Source organism: Janthinobacterium sp. 64, from assembly GCF_002813325.1.
GTDB lineage: Bacteria > Pseudomonadota > Gammaproteobacteria > Burkholderiales > Burkholderiaceae_D > Janthinobacterium.
In genome coordinates this window covers 2,196,581-2,213,586 of the sequence record NZ_PHUG01000001.1, presented here as the reverse complement: position 1 = coordinate 2,213,586, position 17,006 = coordinate 2,196,581, and the positions used below count along the sequence as shown (strand labels likewise).

Sequence of the window (17,006 nt, the reverse complement as noted above, 5' to 3'; positions counted from 1 at the left end):
ACTATTGCGGCAGGGGCGAGGCGGGACGCCTGGCGCTCAGCACGCGTGCCAGGCGATCGAGCAAGGTGCTCTTCGGCGGCGCAGGCCGGTGCAGCGCCACCAAGGCGGCCCATTGCTGCGACAGTTGCTGGCACGTCGCTTGCAACACGGGACCCAGGCCGGGCGAGCTGGACAGCACTTGCAGGTGGCGTTCGATGACGCCCGCCAGTTTCTCGCAGGGACTGCCAGCATGGTAGTGCGACATCAGGTGCAGCACGGCCGAGAGCAGCAATTCAGGCTGCTGGCCTTGCGGGGAAGGAAACATCGGGGAAGGTCGGTCGTTCGCCATCAAACACTCCTGTGCGGGTGGTGTGGCTGGCTGCGCGCATGGGGCGCGACTGGCTGGCGAGTGTGGTGACTGGCTGCCGTGCTGCTTCAGGCAGTCAGGATCAGCTTGTTCAATTGGGTGACGCGCAGGCGATAGATCTTGCCGCTGTGCTCAATTTCCACTTCGCGGCCCTGCTGCAGCAGCGCTTCGCTGGTGATGCGGCGCGCCGGCTGGGCCATGCTGACGGGAGGACGGACGTGGGCAGTAGCGGCATCCTGGATCAAGGCTGGTTTTGAGCTTTGCATGTTGGGCTTTCTTTATCTCAGTTGAGAATGATTCGTATTTGCATTATTGTTGAATGTGGCCCGAAAAGCAAGGCTTATTTGTGCCGGAGGCTGGCTTTTTTTTGAGTGCCACGGAGGGGCGTGCCGTGTGCGCGGCGCGCGGCGGCGCCAGCGGGCGGGAGAAGGGGCGGGCAACAAAAAAGACCCGGCAAGGCGGTGTGCCTTGGCCGGGTCAAGCCTGTGCCAAGCTTGAAGAATTGGGTGGCGTGTATCGGGTGGCGTTAAATGGTGGCCAGCAATTGCGCCGAGGCGGTGGCGGCCGCCGTGGTGTCGGCCTTGAGCTTGGCTGCGGCCAGCTGCTTGGCGCGCGAGCGCGAGGGTGGCAGGCGGCGCAGGGTTTTCAGGGCGTCCGGGTCCTTGATGCCGATGGTACGCTGGTCAACCGAGATCAGGCCGATTTCATTGAAAGCGGACAAGGTGCGGCTGACCGTTTCCAGGGTCAGGCCCAGGTAGCTGCCGATTTCATGGCGCGTCATGCGCAGGTTGAACAGCTTGCTCGAGTAGCCCATCTGTGCGAAGCGGTCGGCCAGCGAGACGAGGAAGCGCGCCACGCGGGCTTCGGCGCTGAGGGCGCCCAGCATGCCGATCATCGCCTGTTCGCGCACCAGTTCGCGGCTCATCACGCCGTACATGACGTTTTCCAGTTCCAGGTGGACTCTGCCCAGCGCCGTCAGCTTCTTGAACGGCAGCAGGATCAGGTCGCAGTCGGACAAGGCCACCGCTTCCGAGGAGTAATGGCGCGAGTGGATGCCGTCGACGCCCAGCATGTCGCCCTTCATGGGGAAGCTGAGTACCTGCTCATTGCCGAATTCATCGATGAGCACGGTTTTCAGGAAGCCCGAATTGACGATGTACAGGGTGTCGAACGGCTGGCCGATGGTGTGCACGCGCTGGCCCGTCTTGAATTGCACGTGCTGGAACAGCAATTCGTCGGCGGCGATGGTGCAGGCGCTGGAGATATGCAGCAGGTCGCACACCTCCTTCAGGTTCGACCATAGCCGCCCCTGGCGCTGGCGCCCCGCTTCCATCGGAGAGGAGGGGGGCAGCGATGGAGCGGCAGCGCGGGTTTCAGGCGTTTGCGTGGACAGCATGTTCATCTCCTGGTGACAAGTAGTGCAGAGTTGAATGACAAGGTGCACAGGGCGGCGGGCAAGGCAGGGGCGGCGCGCGTCCAGGCGGATAAATCTCAATGCGCTGAAGACTTGCTGTGTGATGAAATAACTTCCCAGCAACTTGACGACTGGTTTCAGTATGCCAACAACCGTATGCAATTAATATCAGCAGTGGCTGAATATGGCAGTAGGAGCTATGGCAGGTGATGTAGGATTGTTCCTACGGGCGGCGCGCGTGGGCCGCTCAGGTCTTGAAGGGGGAGAGCAGGCGGTGTGCCACGGCATACTGCACCATTTCCGACAGCGAGCTCATGCCCATCTTTTGCATGATGCGCGTCTTGTGCGTACTCACGGTTTTCACGCTCAGGTGCAGATGGTTGGCGATTTCCGTGATCGACTTGCCTGCCACCAGCAGGGAAAAGACCTCGAACTCGCGGTCCGACAGCTGTTTGTGCAGCAAGCTTTCATTCGGCATCATGATGTTGAGCACAAGCTGCTCTGCCACCTCGGCGCTGATGTAGGGGCGGCCCGACGCCACCTTGTGGATGGCGCCCACCAGCTGGGTGCCCGCGCTTTCCTTGGTCAGATAGCCTTGTGCGCCGGCGCGGATGGCGCGCACCGCATATTGCTCTTCCTCGTGCATGGTGAGGATCAGGATGGCCAGCTTGGGTGCTTCGCTGCGGATTTGCCGGATCAGGTCGACGCCGCTGCGGCCCGGCATCGACAGGTCGAGCAGCAACAGGTCGAAGCCGCCCTGACGGACGTGGTTGAGTACCTCAAAGCCGTCGATGGCTTCGCCCACGATGTCGATGTCCGGCGCGCCGTCAAGGATGCGCTTCAATCCTTCCCGCATGATGGTGTGGTCGTCGGCAATCACAATACGTATCATAGGCGCGCAATCTGGAAGCGTGTAATGTGTCCTGGCCGTTTCGTGGCGGCCGGCCAGGTGTTGGGAAACGAGAAACGTTGTCATTTTAACTGAAAAGGCCGCAGTGTAGCCTTTTACCCGATACATGGGTTGCTGCGGCCTGCATGGCCATGTGACCCCTTATTTTGATGGGGGTTCCTTGATCAGCCTATGCACGAGTACCGGCAATGTCGAGTGCGACAGCACTTTGTTGGTCACACTGCCGAGCAGCAATTGCCCCCAGCCGCTGCGGCCATGCGAGCCCATGAAGATCAGGTCGCAGTGCTGCAATTGCGCCACTTCCACGATTTTCAGGGCCGGGCTGTCGGAAAAGGCCGTCAGGCCCGTCGCTTCCAGGCCCCGCTTGGCGGCCGCGTCGAGGATGGGCTGCCAGTGGTCGGCGCCCGCCTTGCGCATGGCGATGCGGTACTCCTCTTCGCTGGGATAGCTCGGTGGAATGATTTCGATGTACACCGGGTACTGGTACTCGGGCGCCACGTACACGGCAAGGATGTCGGCGTGCATCTGTTCGGCAAAGGCAACGCCGGCACAGGCCGTCAGGTTGGAGACGGTGGAACCGTCCGTGGCGATCAGAATTTTCTTATACATGGCAGGTCCTTTGGCGGTGACTCAGCGCGTGCAACGCCCCTTATTGTAGGCGCGGCGGCAGCATGGTATTCATCTAAAGACTTGATAATTATCAATACTATTGCACCTTCAGTATAGACAACATTGGCAGAAAGATCGTGTTTTAGCCGCAACGATAGTCATGGAGTACTGTTGCGCAGCCGCCCGTGAGCAGGATTTCTTGTGCGCCGCGTGGTCTTGCACGCACGCCAATGGTAGTATTTCAAAATACAACAGCAGGAACACTTATTTCCTGACGGAAAAGCTCTTGTAGAACAGCTTTACACCAGGAAGCGCGTTTTGAGATTTACCAACAGGGCGGCGCCCTGCTACACTCGCACCATCGCAGCGGTATTGCCTCAAATCATCTTAATCGAGAAATTGTGGGTATCAGTCTGTAAAACGCACAGTTCAGGCGGAATTTTGACAAATTATGGAGAAGCAGGGATATGACCAACGCCGCTGATGATTTCGATGCATTATTCGATGAAGTATCCGCGCAAAGCGCGGCCGCAGCCACGCCAGCGCCTGCCGCCGCGCCCGCTCCTGCCGTGATCGCGGACGACGATTTTGACGCGCTGTTCGACTCCGTGTCGGCCAGCGCCGCCGTGCCGCCAGCGGCCGCGGAAGCGCCAGTCGCCGCCGCGCCGGAAGCGCCGCCCGCGGCTGACGCAGGCGTGCCTGGCGAAGCGGCCGATCCTGTCGACCAGTCCGACAAGCCGATGTTCGAACGCCTGGGCGGCATCGTGCGCCTGCTGCACGATTCGCTGCGCGAACTGGGCTACGACAAGGCGTTGACGGAAGCGTCGTCGCAGATCGTCGACGCGCAGGACCGCCTGGAATATGTCGCCACCCTGACGGAACAGGCCGCCAACAAGGTCCTGAATACGCTCGACGAAGGCATGCCGGCGCAAGATGTGCTGTCGAAGAAAGCCAAGGACATGGACAGCCGCTGGACGGCGCTGTTCGATGGCAAGCTGAGCCTGGAAGAGTTCAAGGCCCTGGCCGGCGATTCGCGCCAGTTCGCGCAAGCCGTTGCCGAGGCGACGGAAGCGGAAAAAGCGCGCTTGCTGGAAATTATGATGGCGCAGGACTTCCAGGACATCACGGGCCAGCTGATCAAAAAAGTGGTCAACATCACCAAGACGGTGGAAAACGAATTGGCTCAGCTGCTGCGCGACAACGCGCCGGCCGAGGTGCGCGAAAAACTGGCGCAAAAGCCGGTGCCGCTGATGCAGGGCCCGTCCGTGCCGTCGGTGGCACTGGACCAGGATAATGTAGACGACCTTCTTGCGGATTTGGGATTCTAATGGACGATATGCTCAAGGATTTCGTCGTTGAGGCGATGGATCTTGCGGTTAATGTTGAAGAGCACTTATTGCGCCTCGAGCGTGATCCTGACAACAAGGAAACACTGAATGCCGTGTTTCGTTCCTTCCACACCATCAAGGGTGGCGCCGGCTTCATGGGCCTGCCCGCACTGGTGGCGGCCTGCCATCTGACGGAAAACCTGTTCGATGCGCTGCGCACGGGCGCCGCGCCGGTGACCCCGATCGCCATCGAGGCAGCGCTGCAGGCGTCCGGTTTCGTCGCCGACCAGCTGACGGAACTGGCCAACGGTGCCGCGCCGGAAAGCTTGCCGGCCATGCCGGAAGAGCTGGAACACATCCTGACGAACGCCATCGAAGGCAAGGGCATGGACGCCCACGCGCCGGCCGCCGCCGTGGTGGCGCAAGCCGCCGCGCCCGTTGCCGAAGTTGCCGTCGCCACGCCAGCCGCTGCCGCCGTGTCCACCGCTACCGCCAGTGCCGATGGCCTGGACTGGGAAGGCATGTATAACGCCGTCGTGCCGGCCGGTAGCCAGATCGCTGCCGCACCGGCTTCCGCCGTCGCTGCTGCGCCTGCCGCCGTGGCCAGCGTGGCCGCCGCGCCTGCCGCTGCCGCCGCTGCCAAGCCGGCCGGCAAGGCCTGGGATGGCGCGGAACGCCGCGAAGAGCGTCCGGAAGTGCGCCATGCCGCGCCCGTCAAGGAAGACAGTATCCGCGTCGACGCCGTCAAGCTCGACGCGCTGCTGGAAGTGGCCGGAGAATCGGTGCAGGCGGCCAACCAGGCTGCCGTGCTGCTCGAGCGCTTGCTGCAATTCAAATTCGAAGGCCAGGCCGCCACCCTGATGGCGACCCTGGCGGAAACCCTGGAACGCGCGTCGCGCTACTCGACGGAACTGCAGCGGGCCACGCTGGCCACGCGCATGCAGCCCGTGGGCCGTTTGTTCCAGAAATTCCCGCGCCTGGTGCGCGAGCTGGCAAAAGACCTGGGCAAGGATGTCGAGCTGACCATCGAGGGCGCGGAGACGGAAGTCGACCGCGTGGTGGTCGACAGCCTGTACGATCCGCTCGTGCACATGCTGCGCAATTCGCTCGACCATGGCGTCGAATCGCCGGAAGCGCGCCTGGCTGCCGGCAAGCCCGCCAAATCGTATATTTCGCTGAAAGCCTGGCAGGAAGCCAACAGTGTCATGATCGTGCTGCAGGATGATGGCAAGGGCATGGACCCGGTCTTCCTGCGCAGCAAGGCCCAGCAAAAGGGCTTGATCAGCGAAAACGCGCAATTGAGCAACGACGAATGCTTCCAGCTGGTGTTCCTGCCGGGCTTCTCGACCAAGGAAGTCGCTTCCAGCGTCTCCGGACGCGGCGTGGGCATGGACGTGGTGAAGACGGCCGTGGAGAAAAACCGCGGCGCCATCCACATCGAGTCGACGCTGGGCAAGGGCACGAAGTTTGCCATCCGCCTGCCGATCGAGCTGTCCATCGTGCCGACCATGCTGGTGTCCACCTCGGGCGCCGCGCTGGCGCTGCCGATGGCGGTGGTGCAGCGCGTCGTCGAATTGCCGGAAACCTTCATGGAAGTGGGCGGCGCGCCCGTGCTGAAAGACCAGGGCCGTCCATTGCCCGTGCGCTCGCTGGCCGGCGCGCTGGGGTACGAATCGTGCAGCGAACGCGTGGGCATTGTTGTCGCTGCGCCACAGCCGTACATTCTCGCCGTGGCAGCCGTCGATGGTACGGCCGACCTGGTGATCAAGCCGATGACGGCCATCACCGTGGAAGGCATTACCGGCACCGCCCGCTCGGCCGAGGGTGAGCTGGTGCTGGTCGTGGGCCTATCTTTCCTGATGGATGGTTGCAGGGGAAGTGTGCGCATGGCCGCCTAGAAACACCGGCAAGCACACCAAGCCCGCTGCAGACCTCTGCAGCGGGCTTTTTTTTGATTTTTTTCGATTTTTATTCGCCCCGCCGGCATTTTGGCGGATTTTCGTATCAGCAATTTTTTAACCATATCCGCAAGGCAGGCCGAATTTTGTATCGCCCATCCCACGATGGGGCGGCTTTTGCTTCTGCATTGCACAATATATGGCATAATCATTGCCGATCCCTTCGATCAGTACGACAGATCACTTAAACAGGCTGTGGCAACGCTGCATAAATCATGATGAAGACGCTTTACGACAAACTCTGGGAATCCCACGTTGTTCGGGCCGAAGATGATGGCACGACAATTTTGTATATCGACCGGCACTTGCTGCACGAAGTCACCAGCCCGCAAGCCTTCGATGGTCTCAGCGTGGCGGGCCGCCAGCCGTGGCGCATTTCCGCCAACCTGGCCGTGGCCGACCATAACGTGCCCACCACCAGCCGCATCGACGGCATTGCCGATCCGGTCTCGCGCCTGCAGGTGGAAACGCTGGACAAGAACGCCAAGCACTACGGCTTGACCTACTTCAACATGAACGACAAGCGCCAGGGCATCGTGCACGTGATCGGCCCCGAACAGGGCGCGACCCTGCCCGGCATGACGGTCGTCTGCGGCGACTCGCATACCTCGACCCATGGCGCCTTCGGCGCGCTGGCGCACGGCATCGGCACGTCCGAAGTGGAACACGTGCTGGCCACGCAAACCTTGCTGCAAAAGAAATCCAAATCCATGCTGGTGCAAGTCGACGGCGCCCTGCCGGCCGGCGTGACGGCGAAAGATATCGTGCTGGCCATCATCGGCAAGATCGGCACGGCAGGCGGGACCGGTTACTGTATCGAGTTCGGCGGCGCGGCCATCCGCGCGCTGTCGATGGAAGGGCGCATGACGGTGTGCAACATGGCCATCGAGGCGGGCGCGCGCGCCGGCATCATCGGCGTCGACGACACCACGATCAATTACGTCAAGGGCCGTCCGTTTTCGCCGGCCGGTCCGCACTGGGAACGGGCCGTGACCTACTGGCGTACCCTGCATTCGGACCCGGGCGCCCGTTTCGACCTCGTCGTCACCCTCAATGCGCAAGAGATTCAACCGCAAGTGACGTGGGGCACGTCGCCCGAGATGGTCATCGGCATCGATGGCCGCGTGCCAGACCCGGACAATGAAAAAGACAGCGTCAAGCGCGACGCCATCGAAAAAGCCCTGGTCTACATGGCCCTCAAACCGAACACGCCGATCACCGACGTGCGTATCGACAAGGTCTTCATCGGTTCCTGCACCAATTCGCGCATCGAGGATTTGCGTGCGGCCGCCGCCGTGGTGCGCGGCAAGTACCGCGCCTCGAACGTCACCCTGGCGCTGGTCGTGCCCGGTTCCGGCCTGGTGAAAGATCAGGCCGAGCGCGAAGGCCTGGACCGCATCTTCAAGGATGCCGGCTTCGAGTGGCGCGAGCCAGGCTGCTCCATGTGCCTGGCCATGAATGCGGACCGCCTGGAGCCGGGCGAACGCTGCGCCTCGACCTCGAACCGCAACTTCGAAGGCCGGCAAGGGCAGGGCGGACGTACCCACCTGGTGTCGCCCGCGATGGCGGCCGCTGCGGGCATCGCCGGCCACTTTGTCGACGTGCGGGGATTGCGATGACGGCAGGGACTGGCGCCGCTGGTTTACACTAGCGTTTCCAGTCCCATATTTCTTATCGAGAACTCATCATGAAAAAACTCTTCGCCCTCCTCATCGCCACCGTGATCCTGTCTGGCTGCAACACCGTCTCCGGCATCGGCCGCGATGTGCAGAAAGTCGGCCAGGTCGTCACTGGCGCCGGCGGAAAATAAACCGTGACGTGCCGGCGCCCTGCGCCGCGCGTCTTACCGAGTAGAAACAGCATGGATAAATTTACGATTTACGAAGGCCTGGTGGCCCCGCTGGACCGCGCCAACGTCGACACCGACGCGATTATCCCGAAGCAATTCCTGAAATCGATCCACCGCAGCGGTTTCGGCCCCAACCTGTTCGACGAGTGGCGCTATCTCGACCATGGCGAACCGGGCCAGGACAACAGCCGCCGCCCGCTGAACCCCGAGTTCGTGCTCAACGAGCCGCGCTACCAGGGCGCGTCGATCTTGCTCACGCGCAAGAACTTCGGCTGCGGCTCCTCGCGCGAACACGCGCCGTGGGCGCTCGATCAATATGGCTTCCGCGCCATCATCGCGCCTTCGTTCGCCGACATCTTCTTTAATAATTGCTACAAGAACGGCTTGCTGCCCATCGTGCTGTCGGAAAGCCAGGTCGAGCACCTGTTCAATGAAGTCAAGGCCTTCCCCGGCTTCAAGCTGGTGGTGGACCTGGAACAGCAGTGCGTGCGCACCAGCAATGGTTCCGTCTCGTATCCGTTCGAGATCGACGCCTTCCGCAAATATTGCCTGATGAATGGCCTCGACGATATCGGCCTGACCCTGCGCCACGCCGACGATATCCGCGCCTTCGAAGAACGGCATCTGACCAATCAGCCCTGGCTGGCCAACGTTATCTAAAGATCATTCCATGAAAATTGCAATCTTACCCGGCGACGGGATCGGTCCTGAAATCGTCGCACAAGCCGTCAAGGTCTTGCATGTGCTGGGCGAATCGTTCGAGCTGGAAACGGCACCCGTGGGCGGCGCCGGCTATGCGGCCCATGGACACCCGCTGCCGGAAGGTACTCTTGCCCTGGCGAAAGCGGCCGATGCCGTGCTGTTCGGCGCCGTCGGCGACTACAAATATGACAATCTGGAACGCCAGTTCCGCCCCGAGCAGGCGATCCTGGGCTTGCGCAAGAACCTGGGCCTGTTCGCCAACCTGCGTCCCGCGATTCTGTATCCGGAACTGGCGGGCGCCTCGACCCTGAAGCCGGAAGTGGTGTCCGGCCTCGATATTTTGATCATCCGCGAATTGACGGGCGACATTTATTTCGGCCAGCCGCGCGGCGTGCGCGAGTGCCCGGACGGCCCGTTCAAGGGCCAGCGCGAAGGTTTTGACACCATGCGCTATGCGGAAGGCGAAATCCGCCGCATCGCCCACGTCGCTTTCCAGGCGGCGCAAAAGCGCGACAAGCGCCTCACCAGCGTGGACAAGGCGAACGTGCTGGAAACCTTCCAGTTCTGGAAAGACATCGTCATCGACGTGCACAAGGAATACCCGGACGTGGCGCTCGACCATATGTATGTCGACAACGCGGCCATGCAGCTGGTGCGGGCGCCGAAGAAATTCGACGTCATGGTGACCGGCAACATGTTCGGCGACATCTTGTCGGACGCGGCCGCCATGCTGACGGGCTCGATCGGCATGTTGCCGTCGGCCTCGCTGGACGCCAACAACAAGGGCTTGTACGAGCCATCGCACGGTTCGGCGCCCGATATCGCCGGCAAGGGCATCGCCAATCCGCTGGCGACGATCTTGTCGGCCGCCATGATGCTGCGCTATTCGCTGAACCGCGAAGAGCAGGCAAACCGCATCGAGGCTGCCGTCAAGAAAGTATTGGCGCTGGGCTTGCGCACGGCCGATATCCATGAAGCGGGCACGACATTAGTCGGTACCGAGGCGATGGGTGATGCAGTTGTAAAAGCACTGGGATAAAATAGTCTAATGACGGCAGTCGCCGTCTCATCTTGAGGAATGGTAATGAAATTAGTTGGCTTGGTAGGTTGGCGCGGTATGGTCGGTTCGGTCCTGATGCAACGCATGCAGGAAGAGGGCGATTTCGCCCACATCGAACCGGTGTTTTTCACCACGTCGAACACGGGCGGCGCGGCGCCGGCCATGGCGAAGAATGAAACCATCCTCAAGGATGCCAACAACATCGCCGAACTGTCCAAGTGCGACATCATCATTTCCTGCCAAGGCGGCGACTACACGAGTGCCGTCTTCCCGCAGCTGCGCGCCAGCGGCTGGAATGGCTACTGGATCGATGCGGCCTCGACCTTGCGCATGGAAAAAGACGCCGTCATCGTGCTCGACCCCGTCAACCTGCACGTCATCAAGGATGCGCTGGGCAAGGGCGTCAAGAATTACATCGGCGGCAATTGCACCGTGTCGTGCATGATGATGGGCCTGGGCGGCCTGTTCCAGCACGACCTGATCGACTGGATGACGTCGATGACCTACCAGGCGGCATCGGGCGGCGGCGCGCAGCACATGCGCGAACTGCTGACGCAATTTGGCACCATCAACGGTTCCGTCAAGGCCCTGCTGGACAACCCGGCTTCCGCCATCCTGGAAATCGACCGCCAGGTGCTGGCCACCCAGCACGGCTATTCGCCGGATGAAATCAAGCAATTCGGCGCGCCGCTGGCCGGCAACCTGATTCCGTGGATCGACAAGGACCTGGGCAATGGCCAGTCGAAGGAAGAGTGGAAGGCGGGCGCGGAAACGAACAAGATCCTCGGCCGCGGCCTCGACTTTGGCACCAAAGAAATCCCTGTCGACGGCCTGTGCGTGCGCATCGGCGCCATGCGCTGCCATTCGCAAGCGCTGACCATCAAGCTGAAGAAAGACGTGCCGCTCGATGAAATCAACGACATCATCGCCAGCAACAATCAATGGGTGAAATTCGTGCCGAACACGCGCGAAGCGTCCGTGCGCGACCTGTCGCCGGCAGCCGTCACGGGCAGCCTGACGATTCCTGTGGGCCGCGTGCGCAAGATGAGCATGGGCGGCGAATACCTGTCCGCGTTCACCGTGGGCGATCAGTTGCTGTGGGGCGCGGCCGAGCCGCTGCGCCGCATGCTGCGCATTTTGCTGGACGCGTAAGCGCCACAAATTGCTGATCAAGATCAAGCCGGGGCGGTTTTCCCGGCTTTTTTTTCGTCCTGAGCCCGTCAAGGCTCAACCATGCGGAGCTTGCATAGCTCTGGGCATGATGATATGTTGATACATCTGGAAAAGTAACAGTTTTCCCATGTCAACTAAGATGCCGCCAACTATGCCTGTACACACTCGTCCCCGGGTCGCCTCCCTTGCCATTCAAACACTCAGCAGCGCTGTCGCCTGTGCGGTGTTATTGTCACCGGCGGTATCCGCAGCCGAGCTCGGCAAGATTACCGTGCTGTCCGCTGCGGGCCAGCCGCTGCGCGCCGAGGTCGAATTGTCGGCCGTCAAGCCAGGCGAGGCAGCCAGCCTGCTGGCCAAGCTGGCGCCGCCGGACGCGTACCGCCAGGCCAACGTGGAATTCAATCCGGCCCTGAACGCGCTGACGTTTGCCGTGGAAAACCGCAACGGCAAATCCTTCATCCGCATCAGCTCGGCGCAAGCGGTGGCCGAGCCCATGGTCGATTTGCTGCTGGAACTGAGCAGCAAGAGCGGGCGCCAGGTGCGCGAATATGCGTTCGTGCTCGACACACCCGAGGCGCGCCAGACGCGCGGCGCGCAAGTGACGGCGCCCGTGCAGCCAGGCAAGGGCAAGCCGGCCGCAGCCGATGCTGCGCCGGCGAAAAAAGCGGGAGGCGAATACAAGGTCAAGGCGGGCGACACCCTGAGCCGCATTGCCAGCGAACTGAAACCATCGGGCGTGTCGCTCGACATGATGCTCGTCGCCCTGTACCGCGCCAATCCTGATGCCTTCAGGGGCGAGAACATGAACCGCATGCAGGCCGGGCGCATCCTGGCCGTGCCGGGCGCGGACGCCGTGCGCGCCACCGACGCGGCCGAAGCGAAGGGCGTCGTGACGGCGCACGCCATCGACTTCGAAGCCTACCGCAACAAGCTGGCGGGGCAGGTATCGCAAAGCAAGCCGGCCAAGGCGGCGCAGGCGACGCAAAGCACGGCCGGCAAGATCGGCGCGACCAAGGTCCAGGAAAAGCCGACGGCCGTGAGCGAGTCGCAAGACAAGCTGAAACTGTCGAAGGCGGAGCCGGCGGCCAAGTCGGCCGGCAAGAGCGCCGTCGCCAGCGAGGAAGACAAGATCGCCAAGGCCAAGCAGGTCGATGAAGCGGCCGCGCGCGTCAAGGAACTGGAAAAGAACGTCAGCGACCTGGAAAAGTTGATGGCAGTCAAGAGCAAGGCCATGGCCGACAAGAGCGCTCCCGCGCCCGCCAAGCCGGCCGAAGCCGCTGCCAGTGCATCGGCAAACTCACTGGCCAGCGCCATCGCCAGCGCGCCAGCCGAAGCCCTGCCTCCCGCACCCAAGGCGAAACCGGTGCCGCTGGTGAAAAAACCATCGCCGCTGGAACCGACCATCACCGACAAGATCAATGATCACCTGGGCGCCATCGGCATCGGCATCGCCGCATTGCTGGCCGCCGTGGCCGCACTGGTGGTCGCGCGCCGCCGCAAGGACGTGCCGCCTGCGCCAGAGAGCGTGGCGCCCGTCCTCGAACCGGAAGCGCCCGTCGCGCCGTCTGCCGGCCTGGCGCCGGAAGACCAGCAGTCCGAAGCGAGCAACCACTTGTTCGGCACGGGCGCCGCCGCAGCCGGCGTGGCTGCCGCAGCGGGCGCCAGCATGCTCGACGCGAATGAAACGGACCCGGTCGCCGAAGCGGACGTGTATATTGCCTACGGCCGCGATGGCCAGGCGGAAGATATTCTCAAGGAAGCCTTGCGCATCCACCCCGAGCGCCATGCGGCCCGCTTGAAGTTGCTGGAAATCTATTCGGCCCGCAATGATGTGCGCGCGTTCGAAGACCAGGCCAGCGAGCTGTACAGCCTGACGCGGGGCCAGGGCGAAGAGTGGCCGCAGGCGGCCGCGCTGGGCCTGGCGCTCGATCCCACCAATCCCCTGTATGGGGACACGGAAGACGACGCCGTCGTCAGCCTGAGCAAGGGCGCCGGCGACGACTTGCATGGCCAGAGCATGGATTTGCCCGACGATCTGGCTGCGCCCGCAGCGTTGGGCGAGCCGGCCAGCGTTCCCGTCAGCGATGCACGCGCCCCCCTCGATTTTGACCTCGACAGCCTCGATTTCGAGCCCGTCTCCACCAGCGACCCGATCATCATGCCGGGGCCGGACAGCAAGCCGCAGTCCACACCGCAGGAGGCGCAGTATGACGCCAGCATGGATTTCGGCCTCGACCTGGAGCCGCCAGCCGGCCCCGTGAATGGCGTGGGCGCCGGTTTGACGCCTTTGCCTGACCCGTTGAAAGACGTGGACCTGGCCCATTTCGACCTTGACGAGCCGGTGGCGCCCGCTGCCGCGCCGGTGGCGGCGGCCGAGCCGTCGATCGACAGCCTGTTTGACGATGCGCAAACGCCAGCGACCTTGCCGGAAGCCATACCGCCCGCGCAAGAATTCGACCTGTCCGGCATCGACCTGGACCTCAACGACGGCAAGACGGCCAGCGTGGGCGTGGACGATCCGTTGTCGGCCATCCACATGGAAATGGATACCAAGCTGGACCTGGCGATCGCTTACCAGGAAATCGGCGACAAGGAAGGCGCGCGCGAGCTGATCGATGAGGTCATCAAGGGCGGCAGCGAAGAGCAGGTTGCCAAGGCGAATACCATGCGCGCTTTGCTCAGCTAAGCTAAGCTAAGCTAAGCTAAGCGTCGATACGACGTCCATGGCTGCGTTGCACGGTCATGGCGTCCACCTTGTACTATTCGTACTGTCTTCGACCGTGCGCCTTGCCCTGAACGCCGTCTCGCTCGCTTAGGGGGATACGGCGCACCGGGGCTGCCGCGCCGGTATAATGCTTCGATGCAAAATATTACGACAGCAACCCCCTTCAAGCGTATCGTCCTTGGCCTGCAGTACGACGGCACGGCCTGGCATGGATACCAGAAACAGGAAGATGGGCAAACGGTGCAGGACCAGCTGGAAAACGCGCTGGAGCAGTTTGCCCGCGTGCGCCTGGCCACCACCTGCGCCGGCCGCACGGACACGGGCGTGCATGCGCTTGAGCAAGTCGTGCATTTCGATACGGAACTGAACCGCGACGTGCACTCGTGGGTACGCGGCGTCAACGCCTTCTTGCCGAAATCCATCGCCGTGCGCTGGGCCAAGGAACTCGAAGGCGATCCGACGGTCAATGACTTCTTTCACGCCCGTTTCAGTGCCCGCGCGCGTACCTATCATTATGTGTTGTACAACAACGCTACCCGTTCGCCGCTGGTGGAAGGGCGCGCCGGCTTCTTTTTCCGTCCGCTGGACGTGGAACTGATGCGCCAGGCCGTGCAGCCGCTGCTGGGCTGGCATGATTTCACGGCCTTCCGCGCCGCGCAATGCCAGGCCAAGTCGCCCGTCAAGCTGATGCACGACATCCGCATCGAGCGGCGCGGCGATTGCGTCATTTTTACGATTACGGCCAATGCCTTTCTGCACCACATGGTGCGCAACCTGGTCGGTTCGCTCGTCTACATCGGCACGGGACGCGAAAAGCCGGACTGGCTGGGGCATCTGCTGGAAAGTAAAGACCGCCACGCGGCCGCGCCCACCTTCATGCCGGACGGCTTGTACCTGGCGCAGATCGATTACGATCCCAAGTGGGAGTTGCCGCAAGACAGCAGCAGCGCCTTGCCCTGGTTCTGACGTTCTATTTCAAGGAAAAGCCATGTCACGCACACGCATCAAGATCTGCGGCCTGACCCGCGCCGAAGACATCCAGGCCGTCGTGGCGGCGGGCGCCGACGCCATCGGCTTCGTGTTTTATCCGAAAAGCCCCCGCTATGTGACGCCCGAACAGGCGGCGGCCCTGATCGCCGCCATGCCGCCCTACGTGACGACGGTGGGCCTGTTCGTCAATGCCACCGTGGAAGAGGTGCGAGCCACCAGGGCCGTGGCGCCTCTATCTCTGCTGCAATTTCATGGCGACGAGACGCCCGAACACAGCGCGGCGCTCGCCGGTGCCGTCAATACGCCGTTTACGCAAGTGTTCCGCGTCAAACCCGACACCTCCTTTGAAGATTTGCTAGAATACGAACAGCGCTATCGCGCCGCCAGTCCCTTGTTTGCCAGCCTCTTGCTGGACACCTATGTGGATGCGTATGGCGGTGCAGGAAAGGTATTTGATTGGTCCCTCATTCCAAAAGAACTCGCGCCTCGGGTCGTTTTAAGTGGTGGCTTGAGCGTACAAAACGCGACTGACGCAGTGGTGCGCGTGCGCCCTTACGCCGTCGACATCAGCAGTGGTGTCGAAGCGTCCAAGGGCATCAAGGACGCATCCCGTGTCCGCGCGTTTATCGCCGCGGTGCAGGATGCCGATGCCATCATTGCCAGAGGAAACCACCATGAATGACCACACCACCGCGCCCGGCGCCGCCGCATTGTTCCACGCCACCGATTACCCGTTTCCCGACCTGCGCGGCCACTTCGGCCCGTATGGCGGCGCGTTTGTTGCTGAAACGCTCACGCATGCGCTGGCCGAACTGAAGGATGCCTACGCCCGCTACAGCGTCGACCCGGAATTCCTCGAAGAATTCCGCTACGAGCTGAAACATTTCGTCGGCCGTCCGTCGCCGATCTACCACGCCAAGCGCTGGTCCGAGCTGGCCGGCGGCGCGCAAATCTATTTCAAGCGCGAAGACTTGAACCACACGGGCGCGCACAAGATCAATAACGTGATCGGCCAGGCCTTGCTGGCCAAGCGCATGGGCAAGCCGCGCATCATCGCCGAGACGGGCGCCGGCCAGCACGGCGTGGCCACGGCCACCATCTGCGCCCGCTTCGGCCTCGAATGCGTGGTCTACATGGGCAGCGAAGACGTCAAGCGCCAGGCGCAGAACGTCTACCGCATGAAATTGCTGGGCGCGACCGTCGTGCCCGTCGAATCCGGCTCCAAGACCTTGAAAGATGCGCTGAACGAAGCCATGCGCGACTGGGTCACGAACATCGAAAACACCTTCTACATCATCGGCACCGTGGCCGGCCCCCATCCTTACCCGATGATGGTGCGCGACTTCCAGTCCGTGATCGGCGAGGAGTGCCTGGTGCAAATGCCGGAAATGACGGGCCGCCAGCCCGACTATGTGGTCGCCTGCATCGGCGGCGGCTCGAACGCCATGGGCATCTTTTACCCGTATATCGACCAGAACGATGTGAAACTGATCGGCGTGGAAGCGGCCGGCGAAGGCCTGGACACGGGCAAGCACTCGGCCTCGCTGACGGCCGGCTTCCCGGGCGTGCTGCATGGTAACCGCACCTATCTGCTGCAGGATGACAACGGCCAGATCATCGAGACGCATTCCGTCTCGGCCGGCCTCGACTATCCGGGCGTGGGGCCGGAACATGCATGGCTGAAAGACTCGGGCCGCGCGCAATACGTGTCCATCACCGATGACGAGGCGCTGCAGGCTTTCCACGACTGCTGCCATATCGAAGGCATCATCCCGGCCCTGGAATCGTCGCACGCGCTGGCCTACGCGGCCAAGCTGGCGGCCACCTTGCCGAAAGACCAGATCGTGCTGGCCAACCTGTCGGGCCGTGGCGACAAGGACATGCATACCGTGGCGGAGCGCATGGGACTCAATTTCTCCTGAGACCCCAATAACGGCCGGGG

Annotated in this window: 16 protein-coding genes; 11 read left to right on the top strand and 5 right to left on the bottom strand. The window is 62.4% G+C overall.

Features of this window, described 5'->3' with window-relative positions; all coding sequences use genetic code 11:
* Position 1 precedes the first annotated feature (1 nt).
* The 5 genes from CLU91_RS09715 to CLU91_RS09695 form a co-directional block, all read right to left on the bottom strand.
* Positions 2-328, bottom strand: a complete 327-nt coding sequence (locus tag CLU91_RS09715) for a hypothetical protein (protein WP_100873983.1) — start codon at positions 326-328, stop codon at positions 2-4.
* Positions 329-414: 86 nt separating this feature from the next.
* A complete protein-coding gene (gene hemP / locus CLU91_RS09710) occupies positions 415-612 on the bottom strand; it encodes a hemin uptake protein HemP (RefSeq protein WP_034750559.1) in 198 nt (65 codons plus the stop codon).
* A gap of 260 nt (positions 613-872) precedes the next feature.
* The gene (locus tag CLU91_RS09705; protein WP_034750901.1) at positions 873-1,679 is read right to left on the bottom strand and encodes a Crp/Fnr family transcriptional regulator; all 807 of its coding nucleotides are present in this window, start codon (positions 1,677-1,679) and stop codon (positions 873-875) included.
* Between the two features lie 328 nt (positions 1,680-2,007).
* Positions 2,008-2,652 (bottom strand): response regulator, encoded by a 645-nt coding sequence (locus CLU91_RS09700; RefSeq protein ID WP_100873982.1) that lies wholly within the window; start codon positions 2,650-2,652, stop codon positions 2,008-2,010.
* Between the two features lie 159 nt (positions 2,653-2,811).
* Complete coding sequence (locus tag CLU91_RS09695; RefSeq protein WP_100873981.1) at positions 2,812-3,279, bottom strand: universal stress protein; 468 nt, start codon at positions 3,277-3,279, stop codon at positions 2,812-2,814.
* Positions 3,280-3,746: 467 nt separating this feature from the next.
* Here CLU91_RS09695 and CLU91_RS09690 point away from each other — a divergent pair, with 467 nt between their 5' ends.
* The 11 genes from CLU91_RS09690 to trpB all read left to right on the top strand — a co-directional run bounded on the left by CLU91_RS09690 (position 3,747) and on the right by trpB (position 16,986).
* Positions 3,747-4,607, top strand: a complete 861-nt coding sequence (locus CLU91_RS09690; RefSeq protein WP_100873980.1) for a protein phosphatase CheZ — start codon at positions 3,747-3,749, stop codon at positions 4,605-4,607.
* Positions 4,607-6,505 carry a chemotaxis protein CheA gene (locus CLU91_RS09685; RefSeq protein WP_100873979.1) on the top strand — a complete coding sequence of 633 codons (1,899 nt, stop codon included), beginning with the start codon at positions 4,607-4,609 and terminating at the stop codon, positions 6,503-6,505. The genes CLU91_RS09690 and CLU91_RS09685 overlap by 1 nt, the downstream gene beginning before the upstream one ends.
* 275 nt (positions 6,506-6,780) lie before the next feature.
* Positions 6,781-8,184 carry a 3-isopropylmalate dehydratase large subunit gene (leuC, locus tag CLU91_RS09680; protein WP_100873978.1) on the top strand — a complete coding sequence of 468 codons (1,404 nt, stop codon included), beginning with the start codon at positions 6,781-6,783 and terminating at the stop codon, positions 8,182-8,184.
* A gap of 68 nt (positions 8,185-8,252) precedes the next feature.
* Positions 8,253-8,375 (top strand): lipoprotein, encoded by a 123-nt coding sequence (locus CLU91_RS09675; RefSeq protein WP_010400408.1) that lies wholly within the window; start codon positions 8,253-8,255, stop codon positions 8,373-8,375.
* A 51-nt stretch (positions 8,376-8,426) separates the two neighbouring features.
* On the top strand, positions 8,427-9,074 hold the full coding sequence (leuD, locus tag CLU91_RS09670) for a 3-isopropylmalate dehydratase small subunit (RefSeq protein WP_035821053.1): 648 nt from the start codon (positions 8,427-8,429) through the stop codon (positions 9,072-9,074).
* Positions 9,075-9,084: 10 nt separating this feature from the next.
* Positions 9,085-10,155: a 3-isopropylmalate dehydrogenase gene (gene leuB, locus CLU91_RS09665; protein ID WP_100873977.1), complete on the top strand. Its 1,071-nt coding sequence runs from the start codon at positions 9,085-9,087 to the stop codon at positions 10,153-10,155.
* A 45-nt stretch (positions 10,156-10,200) separates the two neighbouring features.
* Positions 10,201-11,328 carry an aspartate-semialdehyde dehydrogenase gene (asd, locus tag CLU91_RS09660; protein ID WP_100873976.1) on the top strand — a complete coding sequence of 376 codons (1,128 nt, stop codon included), beginning with the start codon at positions 10,201-10,203 and terminating at the stop codon, positions 11,326-11,328.
* Between the two features lie 250 nt (positions 11,329-11,578).
* Complete coding sequence (locus CLU91_RS09655) at positions 11,579-14,035, top strand: FimV/HubP family polar landmark protein (RefSeq protein ID WP_442906429.1); 2,457 nt, start codon at positions 11,579-11,581, stop codon at positions 14,033-14,035.
* A gap of 174 nt (positions 14,036-14,209) precedes the next feature.
* Complete coding sequence (gene truA, locus CLU91_RS09650; protein WP_071076099.1) at positions 14,210-15,040, top strand: tRNA pseudouridine(38-40) synthase TruA; 831 nt, start codon at positions 14,210-14,212, stop codon at positions 15,038-15,040.
* A gap of 22 nt (positions 15,041-15,062) precedes the next feature.
* The gene (locus tag CLU91_RS09645; protein WP_100873975.1) at positions 15,063-15,746 is read left to right on the top strand and encodes a phosphoribosylanthranilate isomerase; all 684 of its coding nucleotides are present in this window, start codon (positions 15,063-15,065) and stop codon (positions 15,744-15,746) included.
* Positions 15,739-16,986 (top strand): tryptophan synthase subunit beta, encoded by a 1,248-nt coding sequence (gene trpB, locus CLU91_RS09640; RefSeq protein WP_100873974.1) that lies wholly within the window; start codon positions 15,739-15,741, stop codon positions 16,984-16,986. Before CLU91_RS09645 ends, trpB begins: the two co-directional genes overlap by 8 nt.
* Positions 16,987-17,006 lie beyond the last annotated feature (20 nt).

What these genes read in the sequence shown, in the direction of transcription:
- CLU91_RS09715 (WP_100873983.1), bottom strand. Translation starts at nt 328, where the DNA reads ATGGCGAACGACCGACCTTCCCCGATGTTTCCTTCCCCGCAAGGCCAG.
- hemP (WP_034750559.1), bottom strand. Translation starts at nt 612, where the DNA reads ATGCAAAGCTCAAAACCAGCCTTGATCCAGGATGCCGCTACTGCCCAC.
- CLU91_RS09705 (WP_034750901.1), bottom strand. Translation starts at nt 1,679, where the DNA reads ATGGAAGCGGGGCGCCAGCGCCAGGGGCGGCTATGGTCGAACCTGAAG.
- CLU91_RS09700 (WP_100873982.1), bottom strand. Translation starts at nt 2,652, where the DNA reads ATGATACGTATTGTGATTGCCGACGACCACACCATCATGCGGGAAGGA.
- CLU91_RS09695 (WP_100873981.1), bottom strand. Translation starts at nt 3,279, where the DNA reads ATGTATAAGAAAATTCTGATCGCCACGGACGGTTCCACCGTCTCCAAC.
- CLU91_RS09690 (WP_100873980.1), top strand. Translation starts at nt 3,747, where the DNA reads ATGACCAACGCCGCTGATGATTTCGATGCATTATTCGATGAAGTATCC.
- CLU91_RS09685 (WP_100873979.1), top strand. Translation starts at nt 4,607, where the DNA reads ATGGACGATATGCTCAAGGATTTCGTCGTTGAGGCGATGGATCTTGCG.
- leuC (WP_100873978.1), top strand. Translation starts at nt 6,781, where the DNA reads ATGATGAAGACGCTTTACGACAAACTCTGGGAATCCCACGTTGTTCGG.
- CLU91_RS09675 (WP_010400408.1), top strand. Translation starts at nt 8,253, where the DNA reads ATGAAAAAACTCTTCGCCCTCCTCATCGCCACCGTGATCCTGTCTGGC.
- leuD (WP_035821053.1), top strand. Translation starts at nt 8,427, where the DNA reads ATGGATAAATTTACGATTTACGAAGGCCTGGTGGCCCCGCTGGACCGC.
- leuB (WP_100873977.1), top strand. Translation starts at nt 9,085, where the DNA reads ATGAAAATTGCAATCTTACCCGGCGACGGGATCGGTCCTGAAATCGTC.
- asd (WP_100873976.1), top strand. Translation starts at nt 10,201, where the DNA reads ATGAAATTAGTTGGCTTGGTAGGTTGGCGCGGTATGGTCGGTTCGGTC.
- truA (WP_071076099.1), top strand. Translation starts at nt 14,210, where the DNA reads ATGCAAAATATTACGACAGCAACCCCCTTCAAGCGTATCGTCCTTGGC.
- CLU91_RS09645 (WP_100873975.1), top strand. Translation starts at nt 15,063, where the DNA reads ATGTCACGCACACGCATCAAGATCTGCGGCCTGACCCGCGCCGAAGAC.
- trpB (WP_100873974.1), top strand. Translation starts at nt 15,739, where the DNA reads ATGAATGACCACACCACCGCGCCCGGCGCCGCCGCATTGTTCCACGCC.